16 protein-coding genes and 2 tRNA genes are annotated in these 18,380 nt (G+C 70.8%); 9 read left to right on the forward strand and 9 right to left on the reverse strand.

Annotated features, from left to right (window positions below; translation table 11 throughout):
- Positions 1-3: 3 nt before the first annotated feature.
- The 3 genes from rpmG to AWC24_RS10550 form a co-directional block, all read right to left on the reverse strand.
- Entirely contained in the window at positions 4-171 is a 168-nt protein-coding gene (rpmG, locus tag AWC24_RS10540) for a 50S ribosomal protein L33 (protein WP_024440978.1), read from the reverse strand.
- A gap of 43 nt (positions 172-214) precedes the next feature.
- Positions 215-288, reverse strand: a tRNA-Met gene (locus AWC24_RS10545).
- 38 nt (positions 289-326) lie between these two features.
- Positions 327-399: transfer RNA gene (locus tag AWC24_RS10550), tRNA-Thr, on the reverse strand.
- Between the two features lie 208 nt (positions 400-607).
- Between AWC24_RS10550 and AWC24_RS10555 the strand changes: the two genes are divergently transcribed.
- Both AWC24_RS10555 and AWC24_RS10560 read left to right on the forward strand, forming a co-directional pair.
- Positions 608-1,324: an MBL fold metallo-hydrolase gene (locus AWC24_RS10555; RefSeq protein ID WP_085084673.1), complete on the forward strand. Its 717-nt coding sequence runs from the start codon at positions 608-610 to the stop codon at positions 1,322-1,324.
- 11 nt (positions 1,325-1,335) lie between these two features.
- Entirely contained in the window at positions 1,336-2,166 is an 831-nt protein-coding gene (locus tag AWC24_RS10560; protein WP_085084675.1) for a DUF8453 domain-containing protein, read from the forward strand.
- 7 nt (positions 2,167-2,173) lie between these two features.
- Here the strand turns inward: AWC24_RS10560 and AWC24_RS10565 are convergent, their stop codons facing one another.
- From AWC24_RS10565 to AWC24_RS10575, 3 genes are read right to left on the reverse strand one after another with little or no spacing between them, the layout of a single operon-like run.
- Positions 2,174-3,229: a patatin-like phospholipase family protein gene (locus tag AWC24_RS10565; protein ID WP_085084677.1), complete on the reverse strand. Its 1,056-nt coding sequence runs from the start codon at positions 3,227-3,229 to the stop codon at positions 2,174-2,176.
- Positions 3,219-3,695: a cyanase gene (gene cynS, locus AWC24_RS10570; protein ID WP_456320083.1), complete on the reverse strand. Its 477-nt coding sequence runs from the start codon at positions 3,693-3,695 to the stop codon at positions 3,219-3,221. Before cynS ends, AWC24_RS10565 begins: the two co-directional genes overlap by 11 nt.
- Positions 3,696-3,718: 23 nt before the next feature.
- On the reverse strand, positions 3,719-4,156 hold the full coding sequence (locus tag AWC24_RS10575) for an SRPBCC family protein (RefSeq protein WP_085084680.1): 438 nt from the start codon (positions 4,154-4,156) through the stop codon (positions 3,719-3,721).
- A gap of 45 nt (positions 4,157-4,201) precedes the next feature.
- Between AWC24_RS10575 and AWC24_RS10580 the strand changes: the two genes are divergently transcribed.
- The 4 genes from AWC24_RS10580 to AWC24_RS10595 are packed head-to-tail and all read left to right on the forward strand — an operon-like array spanning position 4,202 to position 6,685.
- On the forward strand, positions 4,202-4,702 hold the full coding sequence (locus AWC24_RS10580) for a protein disulfide oxidoreductase (RefSeq protein WP_085084683.1): 501 nt from the start codon (positions 4,202-4,204) through the stop codon (positions 4,700-4,702).
- Positions 4,699-5,550: a cytochrome c biogenesis CcdA family protein gene (locus tag AWC24_RS10585; protein ID WP_085084685.1), complete on the forward strand. Its 852-nt coding sequence runs from the start codon at positions 4,699-4,701 to the stop codon at positions 5,548-5,550. The genes AWC24_RS10580 and AWC24_RS10585 overlap by 4 nt, the downstream gene beginning before the upstream one ends.
- A 9-nt stretch (positions 5,551-5,559) precedes the next feature.
- A complete protein-coding gene (locus tag AWC24_RS10590) occupies positions 5,560-6,075 on the forward strand; it encodes a hypothetical protein (RefSeq protein ID WP_085084687.1) in 516 nt (171 codons plus the stop codon).
- The gene (locus AWC24_RS10595; RefSeq protein WP_109560403.1) at positions 6,068-6,685 is read left to right on the forward strand and encodes an RES family NAD+ phosphorylase; all 618 of its coding nucleotides are present in this window, start codon (positions 6,068-6,070) and stop codon (positions 6,683-6,685) included. The genes AWC24_RS10590 and AWC24_RS10595 overlap by 8 nt, the downstream gene beginning before the upstream one ends.
- 238 nt (positions 6,686-6,923) lie before the next feature.
- Here AWC24_RS10595 and AWC24_RS10600 read toward each other — a convergent pair whose 3' ends face one another.
- Genes AWC24_RS10600 through AWC24_RS10610 form a run of 3 tightly spaced genes read right to left on the reverse strand, consistent with a single transcriptional unit; the run spans position 6,924 to position 9,959 of the window.
- A complete protein-coding gene (locus AWC24_RS10600; RefSeq protein WP_085084689.1) occupies positions 6,924-7,682 on the reverse strand; it encodes a class I SAM-dependent methyltransferase in 759 nt (252 codons plus the stop codon).
- A complete protein-coding gene (locus tag AWC24_RS10605) occupies positions 7,675-8,799 on the reverse strand; it encodes a 6-phosphofructokinase (protein ID WP_085084691.1) in 1,125 nt (374 codons plus the stop codon). Before AWC24_RS10605 ends, AWC24_RS10600 begins: the two co-directional genes overlap by 8 nt.
- Positions 8,796-9,959: a zinc-binding dehydrogenase gene (locus AWC24_RS10610; RefSeq protein ID WP_085084693.1), complete on the reverse strand. Its 1,164-nt coding sequence runs from the start codon at positions 9,957-9,959 to the stop codon at positions 8,796-8,798. Before AWC24_RS10610 ends, AWC24_RS10605 begins: the two co-directional genes overlap by 4 nt.
- A 53-nt stretch (positions 9,960-10,012) precedes the next feature.
- Here AWC24_RS10610 and recC point away from each other — a divergent pair, with 53 nt between their 5' ends.
- Genes recC through recD form a run of 3 tightly spaced genes read left to right on the forward strand, consistent with a single transcriptional unit; the run spans position 10,013 to position 18,347 of the window.
- Positions 10,013-13,303 carry an exodeoxyribonuclease V subunit gamma gene (gene recC, locus AWC24_RS10615; protein ID WP_085084936.1) on the forward strand — a complete coding sequence of 1,097 codons (3,291 nt, stop codon included), beginning with the start codon at positions 10,013-10,015 and terminating at the stop codon, positions 13,301-13,303.
- Positions 13,300-16,593: an exodeoxyribonuclease V subunit beta gene (gene recB / locus AWC24_RS10620; RefSeq protein ID WP_085084694.1), complete on the forward strand. Its 3,294-nt coding sequence runs from the start codon at positions 13,300-13,302 to the stop codon at positions 16,591-16,593. Before recC ends, recB begins: the two co-directional genes overlap by 4 nt.
- Complete coding sequence (recD, locus tag AWC24_RS10625) at positions 16,590-18,347, forward strand: exodeoxyribonuclease V subunit alpha (RefSeq protein ID WP_109560404.1); 1,758 nt, start codon at positions 16,590-16,592, stop codon at positions 18,345-18,347. The genes recB and recD overlap by 4 nt, the downstream gene beginning before the upstream one ends.
- The last annotated feature ends 33 nt before the right edge of the window (positions 18,348-18,380 follow it).

The following is an 18,380-nucleotide window of genomic DNA, read 5'->3' on the forward strand; positions in this document are numbered from 1 at the left end:
CTACTAGCGGGATTCGCGGTGCGACTCGTGCTTGCCGCAGTTGGGGCAGAACTTCTTCAGCTCCAGCCGGTCGGGGTCGTTCCGGCGGTTCTTCTTGGTGATGTAGTTGCGGTGCTTGCACACCTCACAGGCCAAGGTGATCTTCGGCCGCACATCGGTGCTGGAGGCCACGTCAGCTGCCCTCTTTCATCTGTTGTTGCGCTGGTTGTCGTTGTAGCGATGGCCGGACTTGAACCGGCGACCTAACGATTATGAGTCGTTCGCTCTAACCAACTGAGCTACATCGCCGCGGGTAATACACCTGCCAGCAGGCCCGGCGTCCACCGAGCCCCCTAACGGAATCGAACCGTTGACCTTTTCCTTACCATGGAAACGCTCTGCCGACTGAGCTAAGGGGGCCTCGCTCACGGCGGCCGTTGCGGCGCCGTAAGCCTGTAGAAGGTTACAACCTCGCCTACGAGGTCACCAAACCGCAATGGTTGATACCGGCTCCGCGGGCTGGTAATCGCCGGTTGACAGACCAGCGCGAGCCTTCCCCGGGGAGCGGGTGGCACCCCCTGCGCCCGGCTCCGCCGCACTTGCAATCGACTGCTTTAGGGTGGAGGGCGTGCCCGAATCCGACAGGCTCTATTTCCGCCAGTTGCTCTCCGGACGCGATTTCGCGGTCGGGGACCCGATGGCCGCCCAGATGCGCAATTTCGCGTACCTGATCGGCGACCGACAGACCGGCGACGCGGTGGTGGTCGACCCGGCCTACGCCGCCGGGGACCTGCTCGACACCGTGGAGTCCGACGGCATGCGACTGTCGGGGGTGCTGGTTACCCACCACCACCCCGATCACGTGGGCGGGGAGATGATGGGCTTCGAGCTGAAGGGCCTCGCCGAGCTGCTGGAGCGGGTCAGCGTCCCGGTTCATGTGAACACCCATGAGGCACAGTGGGTTTCACGGATCACCGGGATTGCGATGACCGACCTGACCTCGCACGAGCACGGCGACAAGGTCGCGATCGGCGACATCGAGATCGAGCTGCTGCATACCCCCGGGCACACCCCGGGCAGTCAGTGCTTCCTGCTGGACGGCCGGCTGGTCGCCGGGGACACGTTGTTCCTGGACGGCTGTGGGCGCACCGATTTCCCGGGCGGGGACTCCGATGAGATGTATCGCAGCCTGCAGCAGCTGGCCGCCCTGCCGGGCGACCCGACGGTGTTTCCCGGCCATTGGTATTCCACCGATCCGAGCGCCGCGCTCTCCGAGGTCAAGCGATCCAACTACGTATTTCGCGCCGACAGCCTGGACCGGTGGCGCATGCTGATGGGCGGATGAGGGGATAGCCGATGGGATCAGTAGAGGATCGCTGGTACGACATCACCCACGCGGGGCCGGAGGCGTGGCTGGCGTGCGCCGCGTGGCTGGCGATCGGGATCACCGTGCTGGCGCTGCTCTATCTGAATCGGCAACTGCAGCGCAACCGGCGGGCGGCCGCCGAGCAGACCCGCCCGCACGTGGCGATGTTCATGGAGCCGCACGCCGCGGACTGGCACGTCATCGAGCTGGTGGTGCGCAACTTCGGTAAGACCGCCGCCTACGACATCGGGTTCTCGTTCGCCCAGCCGCCCACGGTGGCCCGCTACGAGACGGCCTCCGACGGCTACGCCGACGTGGTGGCCTTGCAGCTGCCCGAGGAGCTGACGGTGCTGGCGCCCAACCAGGAGTGGCGCACGGTGTGGGACTCAGCGATCGACCGGGCCGAACTCGGTGAGGGCATCGAGTCGCGGTTCACCGGGACGGTGAGCTACCACGACACCCCCGAGGAGCCCAAGGGCTGGTTCGGGCGCGGCAAGCGCACCCGTTACGAGAACAAGGTGACGCTCGACTGGGGTGACCTGCCTCCGGTGCGGCGGGTCGAGTTGATGACGACGCACGACCTGGCCAAGCGGGAGAAGCAGAAGCTGGAGCTGCTGCGCAGCCTGCTCAGCTACTTCCACTACGCGTCCAAGGAGACCCGGCCGGACGTGTTCCGCGCCGAGATCGAGCGGATCAACGGGGCGGCCCGCGAGATCCAGGACCGGCTGCGCGGCCGCGAGCAACTCGAGAACGCCGCCAACACCGACATCACGGTGCGGCTCGGGGACGCCAGCGCCGAGCTGGGCAAGCACCGCCACTGAGGCGGTTTCAGTCGGGGCGGGCCGAGTCTGCTCCCGGGTAGTGCGCGACCCGGAACCGCTGCAGGTAGGCCGGCCAGTCCCAGGTCGCCAGGAATTCCTGCGTCGCGGTGTAGCCGTTGTCGAAGAGCTCTTCGAGCCGGTCGCGGGCGATCCCGAAGTCCAGCACGCCGACGTCGGTCGGGTCGACCTTGATGGCGCGCACGCTGACCCACGGCTGGTTCAGGTAGGTCTGGTCGTGGCCGATCAGCAGCGTGCTGATCAGGTTCTCCAGCAGCCGCGACTGCCCGAACATGCGCAGCGGGCGCAGGCCGGGAACCATGTCACCGATGTCGCCGCCGGACAGCTCGGGCACCACCGTCACCCCGAAGGTGGGCCACCGCGGCACCCGGCCGTCGAGCCGGTCGAAGGTGTAGATCGGGAAGTTCGACAGCACGCCGCCATCGACCAGCGTGGAGCGCCGCCCGGTGGCGCTGGTCAGCGTCATCGGGCGGTAGAAGAACGGCACCGACATCGAAGCGCGGACCGCGTCGGCGACGGACTGCTCGTCGGGATCGAGGCCGTAGACCCGCCGGTAGTCCCACGGCAGCCGGACCAGCTGGCCGGTGGTCACATCGGTCACGGTGACCACCGCCCGGTAGCGCCGCTCGGCGAGCAGGTTGTCATGGTCGTAGGCCAGATCGCCCCAGGTGCGCACGCCCAGGTTCGCCAGCTCGCCGCGGATCCAGTCGTGGGCGACGTCGCCGCGGTACAGGCCGCTGTCGCGCAGGAACCCGTAGGCCGCGCCCAGCAGCGGGACCGGCACCTCCGTGTCGCGCCAGGTGTCCAGCGGCACCGACAGCGCCAGCTCCTTGACCTGCGCGGCGGTCAGCTGGTCGCCCTGGGCGGCGGCGGCCAGGATGGTGCCCACCACCGAGCCGCCGGACACCCCCGAGATGCGCTGCACCGAGTAGCCGGCGTCCATCAGCGCGACCACCGCCCCGACCAGCCCGATGAACCGCACTCCCCCGCCGGACAGCACCAGGTCGGCGGTCAGCGGCTGGGTCGTGGGTCGGTCAGCAACCATCGTCGGGAACTCGGTCCGCTGAATTCCACTCGTAGGGCAGGAATTTGCCGTCGAAGGTGATCACCACCCGGTCACCGCCCGGATGCGGCTTGCGCTCGAGGTCCATGCTGAAGTTGATCGCACTCATGATGCCGTCGCCGAACTGCTCATGGATGAGTTCCTTGATCGCCGGACCGTAGACGCCCAGCGCCTCGTACAGCCGGTAGATGGTCGGGTCGGCGGGCGCTTCCCGGGCGGCTGACCCGCCGCGCATCGGCACCGCGGCCAGCACCGGTACCGCGGAGCGATCCAACTCCAGCAGGCCGACCAGGATCTCGCCCAGCTCGGCGGGGATGGGCTGCTGGCCCAGCAGTGCCGACGTCGTCCACACCACCGGCCGGTTGATCGCGTCGGCCAGTTCCTGCCAGCTCAGGCCCTTGGCCAGCCGGGCGGCCACGATCTGCTCGGTGATCTCGCTTCGGTTCATGGCTTCCAGCATGCCCGCGTCGCTCAGTCTTCGAAATGGCGGCGCAGGTTCTCCCACATCGCGGCGTGTGAGGCGCCGCCGTCGCGCAGCACGGTGTTCATCAACAGCCGGGGTGCGGTGATGTCGACGTGTTCGTGCAGCCGGCTGCCGGCCCCGTGCGGGCGCACCGTCACCGTCGACCACATCTCGATGCCGGGCCGCTGCCGGGTGTGGCTCACGATGTCGCCGGGGCCGGCGGCGCGCAGCTCCACCCGGCAGGTGAAGCGGATCGGTATGCCGCAGAGGCGCATGCGGTGCGGGGCCAGATAGCGGGTGGCGCCATCGGTGCCACCGGGAACCCGGCGGACGTCCACCAACATCGGGTGCAGGGCTTCGTAGTTGACCAGGTCGGCCAGGAACGCGGCGACGGCCTCGGGTGGCGCGGCGATGTCGGCGGTGTGTTCCAGGCGTCCGCGGGCCATGCAAGCGACCTTAGCCCCGCTGGATGCGGTGGCATACTCGGCGACATGCCCGCTGAGAAGACTTCTGGATTTCGGCTGCTCGCGGTTGTGCTGTTGGCGGTGCTGCTGATCGCCGGCTGCGGTTCCCGGACGCCGGCCGAGGGCACCCAGCTGGACTTCACCGCGCAGACCCTCGACGGCCGGCCGTTCTCCGGTGCCAGCCTGGCCGGCCGGCCGGCGGTGCTGTGGTTCTGGGCGCCGTGGTGTCCCACCTGCCAGAAGGAGGCGCCGCTGGTCGCGCAAGTGGCCGCGGCGAACCCGGCGGTGACGTTCGTCGGGGTCGGCGCCCGGGATCAGCCGGACGCGCTGCAGGAGTTCGCCGCCAAGTACGGCGTCGAGGGCTTCACCGAGCTGGCGGACACCGACGCGGCGGTGTGGGCCCGCTTCGGGGTGACCCGCCAGCCCGCGTACGCCTTCATCAGTCCGGGCGGCGAGGTCGAGGTGGTGAAGGGCTCGTTGTCCGAGGCCGAGCTGAGTGCGCGGGTGCAGGCGCTGAAGAATTCGTGATCGACACCGCCACACTGAGTTTCGCGCTGGGCGCGGGACTGGTTGCGGCGCTTAACCCGTGCGGGTTCGCGTTTCTGCCGGGGTATCTGGGGCTGGTGATCGCCGGCAGCCGGGACACGTCGCGCCCGGCCGCGCTGGCCCGGGCCGGCGCGGCGACGGTGACGATGTCGGCCGGGTTCCTGACGGTGTTCGGGATCTTCGGCCTGGCGGTGTCGCCGTTGATCGCCTCGGCTCAGAAGTATCTGCCGTTCGCCACCGTGGTCATCGGCGTGCTGCTGCTGGCGATGGGCGCCTGGCTGCTGGCCGGCCGGGACATCTCGATGTTGATGCCCACCGCCGGGGGCACACCCACCGCGCGACTGGGCTCGATGTACGGCTACGGGGTCGGTTATGCGATCGCGTCGCTGTCTTGCACGATCGCACCGTTTCTCGCGGTGATCAGCACCACCTTCCAGCAGGGGTCGACGCTGGCCGGCGTGCTGGCGTTCGTGGCCTACGCCGCCGGCATGAGCATCACCGTCGGGGTGGCGGCGCTGGCGGTGGCGCTGGCAGGGTCGGGAGCCGATTCCAAGGCCACCTCGGCGCTGCGGCGGGTGCTGCCGTATGTGGGCCGGATCGCCGGGGTGATCGTGTTGTTGACCGGGTTGTACGTGACCTATTACGGCTACTACGAGATCCGGTTGTACTTCGCCGGCGCTGAAGCCGACGATCCGGTGATCCACGCGGCCGGAGCGGTGCAGTCCTGGCTGGCCGATCGGGTCGACGCGCTGGGCGTGTGGCCGCTGCTGGGTGCGGCCGCGGTACTAATATCGGTTTCGATTGTTTCAATTAGGCGCACTCGCGGGTAGCATGGACGCATGCCCACCACCGTCGCACCGATCGCCCGCCAGGTCGCCGAGCGCGCCCGCACCGACGCCGGGTTCGCCCAGGTGCTCGATGTCCTGCTGGAGGCGCCGACGGCGCCGCAAGGCACCTTGGAGCGCATCGCCGCCCACGCGCTGAACGACCAGCGCCGCGCCGCGCTCATCGACGACTTCGTCGCCGGCGCACTGCCCACCCCCAAGGTCCAGGAGTTGCTGCGGCTCGGCACGCCGCAGGCGGTGCACCGGTTGCGCAGCCGCGGCAAGTTGACCGGAGCCGCCGTGGGCAACCAGACCTGGTTCCCGGCTTGGCAATTCGACGACGCCCGGGTGCGTGCCGACCTGCCCGAGATCCTGGAGCTGCTGGGCCGGTTCACCTCCGACCCGCTGGCCGCCGACCGCATCATGCGGCTCACCCACGACGAGTTGGGCGGCATCTCGATCGCCGAGGCGCTACGCCACCCCGAGACGGCGCCGGCCGCCCGGCGGATGCTGACCTCGCTCGGTGCCTGAGCTTCCCGCCGGCTACCGGGCCCCGCTGCCCGACGCCCGCCCGACCGGGCTGCGCCGCCGCCGGATCACCGCCGGGACGCAGCTGTGGCGGCTGGACGCGGAGCACCCGGACGGCTGGACGTGGGACGGGTTCGGCCAGCCGCGTTATCGCTTCGACCCGCCGTCGGGGGCGTTTCGCACCCGTTACGGCGCAACCGATCTGCTCGGGGCGTTCCGCGAGCGCTACCGGCTGACCGGGCTGCTGATCCCCGCCGACCACGCCGGCCACCACCTGGTGCGACTGACCGCAGCCCGGCACCTGCGGGTGCTCGACCTGCGCACCGAACGCAACCTGGATGCCCTCGGGGTCGACGACCAGATCAGCACCGGGCAGCACGACGCGGTGTGGGCCACCTGCCAGCGCCTGGCCGACGCGGTGCGGCGCTGGTGGCCCGAGCCCGAGGAGTGCCCGGATGCGATTGTCTACCGGTCGCGCACCACCCCGGAGACCTCGGTCAACTACGCGTTCTTCGCCGTCGAGGCGTTCGAGGTGGAGTCGTGGCCGCTCTCGGAGCGCCCCGAGGTGACCGCGGATCTGGTGCTGCGGCACGGGTTCACGCTCGGCTACTGACGCCTTCTCGCCCGGCTCGTTCAACAACGGCACCATCGGCCCCACCCGTTGCGGCGCCAGGGGAATGTGGCTGTTGCCCGCCTCCGAGCGACAACGGCCCGCGCACCCGGCCCGCACCCCTGACATAACGTTGGTTGTCGCTCAGAGGCGGGCACACACCTTATGCCGACGTCCCCGTGTCGCCTGCAACGAGAGTCGGGCCCCAGCGGGAAAGATGCGCGCAGCTCGGGTGCGCAGCTCAGCCGGGCTTCGTCGCGGTCACCAGCCGGGTTGCAGCCCACGGCCCGCCGTACCACATCCGCCATCCCAGGTTGCGCCAGCGCACGTCGCCCCAACCGATTTCACGCAGTTGGGCGGCGTGCGCACGCACCTCCCACAGGTCGGCGATCGCCAGCCGGCCGCGGGGCCGCAACACGCGGGCCGCCTCGGCCAGTGCGCGCCGACGGCCATCTCGGCTCAGGATGTTGTGGATCGCCAGGTTGGACACCACGACATCGACACTGGCGTCGGCCAACGGCAGCGCCGTCATGTCGCCGGTGTGCACCTCGACCCGCTCGGTCACGCCCTCCAGTGCGGCGTTGGCCAGGGTGGCGGCGGCGGAGTTGCCGGTCTGGTCGGCGTGCCACAGATCGACGCCGATCGCCCGGCCCGCCGGCAGCCGCTTGGCCGCGGCGCAGAGCACCGCACCGCGCCCGCAGCCCATATCCAGCACCGTTTCGTCGCCGCGCAGTCGCAGGCCGTCGAGGATGCGTTCCCACACCATAAACTTGCCGGCCCGGGTGGCGTGCCAGTACAGCCCGACCTGGGCGAGGATGCCGGCGTCGAGCACCAATGCCACCACGCCGGCCCAGACCGGTCCCCGGGCCAAGGCGATGCCGGCGTAGATCGCCAGCGCGCTGCACCCCAGCGCCAGCGCGGCGACCTGCCCGCCGAGCGGCACCCGCTTGAACGACCCGTCGACGCCGTAGTCGCCGCGACGCGGTTCCCGCTCAGCCATCGGCGAGGCTTTCATCGCCGAACCGGATGGCCATGTCACGCGAGGTCTGGATCGCATCGCAGTCCAGCGGAACGGTTTTCTGCCGGCTGGTGGCCTCGGCCAGCGGCACGTAGTCCACCGTCGGCGGGTTGAGCGCCACCATCACCCCGTGCTGGCCCTCGTCGAGAGCCCGCACCGCCGCGGCCCCGAACCGCAATCCCAACAGTCGGTCCAGCGATGTCGGCGACCCGCCCCGCAGCAGGTGGCCGAGCACCACCGCCCGCGACTCCCGGCCGGTCATCGCCTCGAGCTCGGCGGCCACCTTGGTGCCGATGCCGCCCAGCCGTTCGGCTTGGCCCACCGCCTTTCCCACCACGGTGTGCTCGCCGCCCACCGGTTTGGCACCTTCGGCCACGCACACGATCGAGTAGGTCGAACCACGTTGGGCGCGTTCGCGAATCAGTTCGGCGACCGGCTCCAGCCGGTACGGGATCTCCGGGATCAGGATGGCGTGCACGCCCGACGCCATGCCGGCGTGCAGTGCGATCCAGCCGGCGTAGCGGCCCATCACCTCCACCACGATGATCCGGCTGTGCGAGGTCGCGGTGGAGAACAGTCGGTCGATGCATTCGGAGGCGAAGCTGACCGCGCTGTCGAAACCGAACGTCGAGGCGGTGCGGTCCAGGTCGTTGTCGATGGTCTTGGGCACCCCGACCAGCGGCAGCCCGGCCCGGTGCAGATGGTTGCCGATCGTCAGGGATCCGTCGCCGCCGACGGTGATCAACGCGTCGATCCCCCGCTCGGCGAACCGCTCGAGCAGTTCGTCGGTGCGGTCGACCTCGATCCAGCTGCCGTCGGCCTGCTGTACCGGGTAGGCGACCGGGTTGCCGCGGTTGGTGCTGCCCAGGATCGTGCCGCCCTGGTGGATGATGCCGCGCACCCGGTTGCGGGTCAGCTCGATCAGCCCGCCGTCGGGGTAGTCGTCACCGAACAGCATCCCGTTGAAGCCGTCACGGATCCCGACGACCTCCCAGCCGCGGTTGCCGGCGGCCAGCGTGGCGGCGTAGATGACGGCGTTGAGGCCGGGGGCGTCGCCGCCGCCGGTGTTGATCGCGATGCGTTTGATCCCCGAGGTCATGACACCTCCTGCAGCGGGCTCTTCGGATCGATCAGGATCTTGGCGTGCCGGGCCGGGTCGCCCAGGGCGTCAAAGGCGTTCGCCACCCCGCCGAGCCCGACGGTGCCGGTGATCAGCGGTGTGACGTCGACTTTGCCCTCGGCGATCATGTGCAGCGTGTCGCGGAATTCCATTGGGGTGTAACCCAAGACGAACCGCAGGTCGATCTCCTTGTTGATCGCCATCGCCGGGCGGATCGAATCGTTGCCCATGCACACCCCGACCACCACGACCCGGGAGAACAGCGGCGCGCCGGCGATGATGCCGTCGATGACGCCCGGCACCCCGACGCACTCGAAGATCACCGGGCGCTTGGGGGTGGCGGCCCCGACGGCCTCGGCGGCCCGCCAGACATGCCACCAGGGCAGCCGCGCCTTATAGAGCTTCTCCACGGTGCCCACCGCGGCGCCGAACGCATCCGATGCGCCCTCGAAATGACCGTGTCCGGCGGCCGAGGCGTACGGCGAGCCGTGGGCCGGGTCGACGACGACGTCGGCGCCGCAGCGCACGGCCAGGGCGCGCCGGCCCGGTGAGAAGTCGCTGGCGATCACGTGGCGCACCCCGCTCGCCTTGAGCATGCACACCACCGCCAGGCCGATCGGCCCGCAGCCGATCACGATCGCCACGTCACGTTTGCGCACCTCACCGCGGCGTACCGCGTGCCAGGCGACCGCCATCGGCTCGGTCAGCGCAGCCGCCTCCGCCGACAGCCCGTTGGGGACCGGCAACGTCAACGACTGCTCGACCACCAGCTGCTCGGCATAGGAACCCGGCGCCGACACCGACAGCCCGACGGGGTGGATGTCCTCGCCGCGCCGCACCAACGGCACCGAGACCACCCGGGTGCCGGCGCGGGGCGCCTTCCGGGTGCGGGGACCGTGGTCGAGCACCTCGCCGCAGAATTCGTGGCCGAGCACCACCTGCTGGTCCGAGCGCATGAAACCGTCGTAGCCGGTCTCGGCCGCCACCCCGGCCACCTCGTCGCAGTGCCGGCGGGCATGCAGGTCCGACCCGCAGATCCCGGAGCGCAGCACTCCGAGCAGCAGTTGGCCTTTGGCGGGTGCCGGTGTCGGCAGGTCGATGACGTCGAGTTGGGCATTACTGCAGCTGACCGCTTTCACACGACCCAGCCTACGAGGCACCCCTGTCGGGGGCGCGGTTTATGGTGGCCGCGATGGGACTGCACCTGCACCGCGCTGAACGCACCGACGCCCTCGCCGACGGGCTGGGCGCGCTGCTGGCGACACCGCCGGCCGACCCGTTGACCCTGGATCTGGTGCTGGTGCCGGCCCGCGGTGTGGAGCGCTGGCTGTCCCAGCGGCTGTCGCACGTGCTCGGCGCCGGTTCGGGGCGTGACGGAGTCTGCGCCGGCGTGGAATTTCGTAGCCCGGCGTCGCTGATCGCCGAGATCACCGGCACCGACGGGGACGACCCGTGGTCGCCGGACGCGATGAGTTGGCCGCTGCTCACGGTGATCGACGCCAGCCTCGACGAAGACTGGTGCCGTACGCTGGCAGCACATTTGGGCCATTTCCACGACGGTGCTGACGCGCAGGTGCGACGTGGCCGGCGCTACGCGGTGGCGCGGCGGCTGGCCGGGCTGTTCGCCTCCTACGCCCGGCAGCGGCCCGACATGCTGGCGGACTGGCTCGACGGCGGTTGCGGCGACGGTTCGGGCGGGCAGCTGGATCCCGACCTCGCCTGGCAGCCGCCGCTGTGGCGGGCGCTGGCCGCGGCGATCCCGGCCGATCCCCCGCACCTTCGGCACCGCCGCGCCGTCGACCGGCTGCGCGGCGCGCCCGCCGATACCCTGCCGGCCCGGCTGAGCCTGTTCGGGCATACCCGGCTGTCGTGCACCGACATCGAGTTGCTCGACGCGCTGGCCACCCACCACGAGCTGCACCTGTGGCTGCCGCATCCCTCCGATGCGCTGTGGCAGGCACTGCGCGGTGTGCACGGGGCGGTGCCGCGTGCCGACGACGAGAGCCGCCACCGGGCTGCCCATCCGCTGTTGCAGACCCTGGGCCGTGACCTGCGTGAGCTGCAACGCGCCCTGCCCGGGTCGGCCGGCGATGACTACCTCGGCGCTGCGGCACAACCCGGCACCCTGCTGGGCTGGCTGCAGGCCGACCTCGCCGCCAATGCGGTGCGGCCGGACGGGCGCTGCGCCACGCGCGCGGACCGTTCGGTTCAGGTGCACGCCTGCCACGGCCCGGCCCGCCAGGTCGACGTGCTGCGGGAGGTGCTGCTCGGCCTGCTTGAAGACGACCCGACGCTGCAGCCGCGTGACATCGTGGTGATGTGCCCGGACATCGAGACCTATGCGCCGCTGATCGTGGCCGGCTTCGGGCTCGGTGAGCTGGCCGGCGAGAGCCATCCCGCGCACTCGCTGCGGGTGCAGTTGGCCGACCGGGCGCTGACGCAGACCAACCCGCTGCTGGGGGTGGCCGAGCAACTGCTGGGCATCGCCGACAGCCGCGCTACCGCCAGTGCGGTGCTCAACCTGGCGCAGGCGGCGCCGGTGCGGGCACGGTTCGCGTTCACCGACGACGACCTGGAGGACATCACCTCCTGGGTGCAGCAGGCCAACGTCCGGTGGAGCTTCGACGCCGACCATCGGGAACGGTACGGGCTCAAGGCCATTCAGCACAACACCTGGCGGTTCGGGCTGGACCGGATCCTGACCGGGGTGGCGATGTCGGAAGATTCCCGGGCCTGGCTGGGCACCGCACTGCCGCTCGACGACGTCGGCAGCAACCGGGTGGAGCTGGCCGGCCGGCTGGCCGAGTTCGTCGCACGACTGCAGACCGCCACCGATGCACTCAGCGGGTCCCGGCCGCTCACCGACTGGATCGCCGCGTTGATCGACGGCGTGATCGCGCTGACCCGGGTCTCGATCGACGACGGTTGGCAGACCGGCCAGTTGCAGCGGGAACTGGCCGATGTGGTGATCGAGGCCGGTTCGCACGCCGAGACCGCGCTGCAGCTCTCCGACGTGCGTGCCCTGCTGGCCGGTCACCTGGCCGGGCGGCCCACCCGGGCGAACTTCCGCACCGGCGGCCTGACGGTGTGCACGATGGTGCCGATGCGCTCGGTGCCGCACCGGGTGGTGTGTCTGGTCGGTCTCGACGACGGGGTGTTCCCGCGGGCGGATCACATCGACGGCGACGACGTGTTGTGCCGGCGCCCGCTGACCGGGGAACGCGATGTGCGTTCCGAGGATCGGCAGCTGCTGCTGGATGCGGTCTGCGCGGCCACCGAGACGCTGGTGATCACCTACGCCGGCGCCGACGAGAGCACCGGCAAGCTGCGCCCGCCGGCGGTGCCGCTCGCCGAACTGCTCGACGCGATCGACATCACCACCGAGACGCCGGTCCGCGATCACGTCGTGGTGCGGCACCCGTTGCAGCCCTTCGACATCCGCAATGTCGAGCCGGGCGCGCTGGGGGTGCCGGGCCGACCGTTCACGTTCGATCCGACCAACCTGTCCACTGCCGAGGCCGCCGCGGGCATCCGCACCGAGCCGACCGACACCTTCGCCGCGTTGTTGCCGCCGCCACCGGCCACCGACGTGGAACTCGAGGAGCTGACCCGGTTCTTCAAGGACCCGGTCAAGGGGTATTTCCGGGCGCTGGACTACACCCTGCCGTGGGATGTCGAGGGGGTGCAGGACGCCATGCCCGTCGAGATCGAGGGTCTGGCGCAGTGGGCGGTCGGCGATCGGATGCTCTCCGACATGCTTGCCGGCATGCATCCCGACGACGCCGCGAACGCCGAGTGGCGCCGCGGCACCCTGCCGCCGGGGCGGCTCGGCATGCGCACGGCCTGCGAGATCCGCGACCTGTCCCGGGCCCTGGCCGAGGCCGCGTTCGCCCACCGGGGCGGGGATCCGGACGCCTACGACATCGACGTCGACCTCAACGGGCGCCGTCTCACCGGCACGGTGTCCGGGGTGCACGGCAACCGCACCGTGTCGGTGGTCTACTCGCGGCTGGCGCCCAAGCATGTGCTGGCTTCCTGGATTCCGTTGCTGGCGTTGGCCGCCCAGTACCCCGACACCCGGTGGAGCGCGCTGTGCATCGGGCGGGGCATGGGGCGCAGCCATATCCGACAGCGGCTCTTCGTCCCACCTCCGGACCCGGCCGCGGTGCTCGGTGACCTGGTGGCGATCTACGACGCGGGCCGGCGCGAGCCGCTGCCACTGCCGCTGGCGACGTCGTGCGCCTGGGCTGCGGCCCGGCGCGAGAACGAGGACCCGGTCGGCGCCGCCCGGCGCGCCTGGGGCGGCAAGTACGGCGAGCGTACCGACGCCGCCCACGTCAAGGTGTGGGGTCAAGACGCACCGCTGGACAAGCTGCTGGACGTCCCGCGTCCCGGCGAGCAGATCACCGGCGAGGGCACCCGACTGGGGGCGCTGGCGGTACGGCTGTGGGCGCCGCTGCTGAGCGCGGAGGTGCTCTCATGACGCACCGCTTCGATCTGCTGGGGCCGCTGCCCGCCGAGCGGTCCACCGTGGTGCTGGAGGCCAGCGCCGGCACCGGCAAGACCTTCACGCTGGCCGGTCTGGTCACCCGCTATCTGGCCGAGGGGGTCGCCACCGTCGACCAGCTGCTACTGATCACCTTCGGCCGGGTGGCCAGCCGGGAGCTGCGGGAACGGGTGCGCGACCAGATCGGTAATGCGCTGGCGGTACTGGAGGGCCGCCGGGAGCCGGCCAACGACCTGGAGCGCGCGCTGCTCACCACCGGCGAGGTCGGGAAGGCTTGCGCCCGGCTGCGCAACGCGCTGACCGACTTCGACGCCGCGACGATCGTCACCATTCACCAGTTCTGCGCCATGGTGCTGAAATCACTTGGCGTGGCCGGTGATACGTCTTCCACCGCGACCCTGTTGGAGAGCCTGACCGATCTGGTCACCGAGATCGTCGACGACCACTACTTGGCGCATTTCGGCAATGACGAGAACAAGCCGCCGATGACGCGCAAGGACGCACTCGACCTGGCCGGCGAGGTCGTCGACGACCCGGCTGCGCAGCTGCGCCCGCAGCGCCCAGACCCCGAATCGGAGGCGGGCGTGCGGCGGGCGTTCGCCGAGGCGGTGCTCGCCGAGCTCGAGCGCCGCAAGCGCCGGCTCGGGGTGCTCGGCTACAACGACCTGCTGACCCGGCTGGCCGACGCCCTACGGCGCAGCGGATCCGACGCCGCAGAACGAATGCGCCGGCGATGGCCGATCGTGATGGTCGACGAATTCCAGGACACCGACCCGGTGCAGTGGGAGGTGATCGACCGCGCCTTCAGCGGGCATTCCACGCTGGTGCTCGTCGGTGACCCCAAGCAGGCGATCTACGGTTTCCGCGGCGGCGACATCTACACCTACCTGGCCGCCGTGCGCGCCGCCGGCGACCGGCGCACCCTAGCCACCAACTACCGCAGCGACAAGGCGCTGGTCGACAGCCTGCAGACCGTGCTCAGCGGCGCCCAGCTGGGCCACCCGGAGATCGTCGTGCCGCCCATCGAGGCCCACCACTCCGGGTATCGGCTCAGCGGGGCGCCGCACAACGCCCCGTTCCGGTTGCGGGTCGTCAAGCGGCCCACGCTGGGCAAAGACGGTCTAGACAGCCTGCTGATCGGCCCACTGCGCCAACATATTCCGGCTGACCTGGCAGCCGACGTCGGCGCGCTGCTCAACTCCGACGCCCGCTACGACGGCGAGCCGGTGCGCGCCGGCGACATCGCGGTCCTGGTCGAACGCCACCAGGATGCGGCGTTGTGCCGGGACGCGCTGACCAGGCTGGGCATCCCGGTGGTCTACACCGGTGACGCCGACGTGTTCGCCTCACGCGCCGCCGAGGACTGGCTGTGCCTGTTGGAGGCCCTCGACCAGCCGGGCCGCACCGGGCTGGTGCGCGCGGCCGCCTGCACGATGTTCTTCGGCGAGTCCGCGGAATCGTTGGCCCGCGGCGGTGACACGCTCACCGACCGGGTCACCCAGACGCTGCGCGAGTGGGCCGACCATGTCCGGTTGCGCGGCGTCGCGGCGGTGTTCGAGGCCGCACAGCTCGCCGGGATGGGGCGGCGCGTGCTGAGTCAACGTGGCGGCGAGCGGCACCTGACGGATCTGGCCCATATCGGTGAGCTGCTGCACGAGGAAGCGCACGCCGATCGGCTCGGCCTGCCGGCGCTGCGGGACTGGTTGCGCCGCCAGCGTGAGGACCGGACCGGGGCGGTGGAGCGCAACCGGCGCCTGGACAGTGACGCCGGTGCCGTGCAGATCATGACCGTTTTCGCCGCCAAAGGCCTGCAGTTCCCGATCGTGTACCTGCCCTTCATGTTTCGCCGTCACATCGACGACAAGGGCAACCTGCTCTATCACGAGACGGGCACCGACGGCGCCGAGGTCCGCTGCCTGCACATCGGCGGGTCGCGGAGCCCCGGGATGGCCGCGGTCAAGGAATTGCATCGGCGCGAGGAAGCACTCGACCACATCCGGATCAGCTATGTCGCACTGACCCGGGCCCAGTCGCAGGTGATCGCCTGGTGGGCACCGGCCGGCGACGAGGTCAACGGCGGGCTGTCGCGGCTGTTACGTGGCCGGCCGCCAGGGCAGGCCGAGGTGCCCGACCGGTGCGAGTCGCGGATCTCCGACGACGACGCCTGGGCGGTGTTCACCGCGTGGCAGGACCGGGGCGGGCCGGTGGTGGAGGAGTCGGTGATCGGCCCGCCGACGGCGCCGGTTCGGCGCGAGGCGCCCGGCGAGCTGGCGGTGCGCCACTTCCACCGCCACATCGATACCGGCTGGCGGCGCACCTCCTATTCGGCGCTGCTCCGCGGCGCACAACAGCAGGCGGAGAGCGGCGTGCACTCCGAACCCGACGCCCATACCCGCGACGACGAGTCCGACGACGTCACCGTCACCCGGGAGGCCGCCGCCGACGGCGCCGAGTTGCGCTCGCCGATGGCGGATCTGCCCGGCGGCAAGACGTTCGGTTCGCTGGTGCACGGAGTGCTGGAGACCGCCGACCCGTTCGCGGCGGACCTGGCCGCCGAACTGACCGAGCAGGTCCGGGTGCACGAACCGTGGTGGCCGATCGGGGTCGACGCCGAGACGCTGGCCGCCGCGCTGGTGCCGATGCACGACACCCCGCTGGGGCCACTGGCCGGCGGGTTGACGTTGCAGCAGATCGGCTTACCGGACCGGTTGCGGGAGCTGGACTTCGAGATTCCACTGGCCGGCGGCGACGCCCCCGGCGCCGACCGGCGGCTGCGGGTCGCCGACGTGGGCGCACTGTTGCGTGAGCACCTGTCGCCCGAGGATCCGTTCGCGGTCTACGCCGACCGGTTGCTGTCCGAGGCGCTCGGCGGCCAGTCACTGCGGGGTTACCTGTCCGGTTCGCTGGACGTGGTGTTGCGGTTGCCCGATCAGCGGTATCTGGTCGTCGACTACAAGACCAACAACCTCGGCGAGACGGCCGCCGACTACAGCCCGCCCCGGATGGCCGAGGCCATGCTGCACTCGGATTACCCGCTGCAGGCGCTGCTGTACACCGCAGTGTTGCACCGGTTTCTGCGCTGGCGCCAACCCGGCTACGACCCGGACCGGCACCTGGGCGGGGTGCTGTATCTGTTCGTGCGCGGCATGTGCGGGCCGGACACCCCGATTCTGGGTGGGTATCCGGCCGGGGTGTTCAGCTGGCGGCCGCCAGCGGCGCTGGTGGTGGCGCTGTCGGATCTGCTGCAGCAGGGGGTGGCGGCGTGAACAGCACCGAGCTCGATCCGCTGTCGTGGCGGGTGGCGCGTGGCGCCACCGGCTTGTTGCGGGAGTTCAACGAGGCCGGACTGTTGGAGGCCGCGGATGTGCATACCGCCCAACGGGTCTGCGCGCTGGGCGCCGAAGCCGACGAGACGGTGGCGCTGGCGGTGGCGCTGGCGGTGCGGGCGTTGCGCACCGGCTCGGTCTGCGTGGAGCTGGCCACCGTGGCCGACGGCACCGAGGCTCCGGAGCTGAGTTGGCCGGAGCCGGCGGCCTGGCTGGCGGCGGTGCGCGCCAGTTCGCTGGTCGCCAAGCAGGTGTTGCGGCTCTACGACAACGGTTCGGGCGGGCTGCTGTACCTGGATCGCTATTGGCGCGAGGAGGAGCAGGTCTGCGCCGACCTGCTGGCGCTGTCCACGCCGCAGGCCGGACCGGTCGAGCTGCCCGGGCTCGAGCGGCTGTTCCCGACCGGCTACCACGAGCAGCGCACCGCCGCCGAGATCGCGTTGACGCAGGCGGTCACGGTGCTCACCGGCGGGCCGGGTACCGGCAAGACCACCACGGTGGCCCGGTTGCTGGCACTGCTGGCCGAGCAGGCCGAGGCGGCCGGGCGGCCGGCTTTGCGGATTGCGCTGGCCGCGCCGACCGGCAAGGCCGCCGCCCGGCTCACCGAGGCCGTCGCCGGCGAGGTGGCCGGACTCGAGCCGGTGGACCAGGCCCGGCTGGCCGGGCTGCAGGCCAGCACGTTGCACTCGCTGCTGGGTTCGCGGCCGGGAAATTCGGCGCGGTTCAAGCACAATCGCGGCAACCGGCTGCCGCATGACGTGATCGTGGTCGACGAGACCTCGATGGTGTCGCTGACGATGATGGCCCGGCTGTTGGAGGCGGTACGGCCGACCGCCCGGGTGATCCTGGTGGGCGACCCCGACCAGTTGGCGTCGGTGGAGGCCGGTGCGGTGCTGGCCGACCTGGTGGAAGGCTTGGCCGCCCGCCCGGGAACCCGGGTGGCGACGCTGGCGACCGCGCACCGCTACAAGAAGGCGATCGGTGAGCTGGCCGCGGCGATCCGCGCCGGTGACGGCGACACCGTCATCGCGCTGCTGCGTTCCGGTGACGAGCATCGGGAATGGATCGACGTGGCCGGCCCGGCCGCGTTGGCCGACGAGCTGGCGGCGATCGCGGTACCGCACGCGTTGCGGGTGCGTCAGGCGGCGCTGCTCGGCGGCGCCGAGGAGGCGTTGCGCAATCTCGACGAGCACCGGCTGCTGTGCGCGCACCGCGACGGCCCACACGGCGCGAACCACTGGAACCGTCAGGTGCGCCGTTGGGTGTCCGAGCAGACCGGGGATCCGGTGTGGGCGGACTGGTATGCCGGGCGGCCGCTGCTGGTCACCGCCAACGACTACGGGCTGAGGGTGCGCAACGGCGACACCGGGGTGGTCGTGGCACGCGCCGACGGGCTGCGCGCGGTGATCGCCACCGCGTCGGGCCCGGTGGATTTCGCGACCGGCCGGCTCTCCGACGTCGACAGCATGTACGCGATGACCATCCACAAGAGCCAGGGCAGCGAGGCTGATGTGGTGACCGTGCTGATGCCCCCGGTGGAGTCGCGGCTGCTGACCCGCGAGCTGTTCTACACCGCGGTGACCCGCGCCAAGCATCAGGTGCGGGTGATCGGTTCCGAACAGGAGATCCGTGCCGCGCTGGATCGGCGTGCGGTGCGGGCGTCGGGTCTGGCCTTGCGGCTGCGCGAAGCCTGAGACCAGACATTGTAATACAAATCAGTAGTACAA

This window comes from Mycolicibacter senuensis (assembly GCF_002101885.1).
Taxonomy (GTDB): Bacteria; Actinomycetota; Actinomycetes; order Mycobacteriales; family Mycobacteriaceae; genus Mycobacterium; species Mycobacterium senuense.

Excerpts from the sequence above, each read along its gene's own strand:
- AWC24_RS10565 (WP_085084677.1), bottom strand. The coding sequence starts at position 3,229 with ATGGTTGCTGACCGACCCACGACCCAGCCGCTGACCGCCGACCTGGTG.
- AWC24_RS10590 (WP_085084687.1), top strand. The coding sequence starts at position 5,560 with ATGCCCACCACCGTCGCACCGATCGCCCGCCAGGTCGCCGAGCGCGCC.
- AWC24_RS10605 (WP_085084691.1), bottom strand. The coding sequence starts at position 8,799 with ATGACCTCGGGGATCAAACGCATCGCGATCAACACCGGCGGCGGCGAC.
- AWC24_RS10580 (WP_085084683.1), top strand. The coding sequence starts at position 4,202 with ATGCCCGCTGAGAAGACTTCTGGATTTCGGCTGCTCGCGGTTGTGCTG.
- recC (WP_085084936.1), top strand. The coding sequence starts at position 10,013 with ATGGGACTGCACCTGCACCGCGCTGAACGCACCGACGCCCTCGCCGAC.
- AWC24_RS10600 (WP_085084689.1), bottom strand. The coding sequence starts at position 7,682 with ATGGCTGAGCGGGAACCGCGTCGCGGCGACTACGGCGTCGACGGGTCG.
- recB (WP_085084694.1), top strand. The coding sequence starts at position 13,300 with ATGACGCACCGCTTCGATCTGCTGGGGCCGCTGCCCGCCGAGCGGTCC.
- AWC24_RS10575 (WP_085084680.1), bottom strand. The coding sequence starts at position 4,156 with ATGGCCCGCGGACGCCTGGAACACACCGCCGACATCGCCGCGCCACCC.
- cynS (WP_456320083.1), bottom strand. The coding sequence starts at position 3,695 with ATGAACCGAAGCGAGATCACCGAGCAGATCGTGGCCGCCCGGCTGGCC.
- AWC24_RS10560 (WP_085084675.1), top strand. The coding sequence starts at position 1,336 with ATGGGATCAGTAGAGGATCGCTGGTACGACATCACCCACGCGGGGCCG.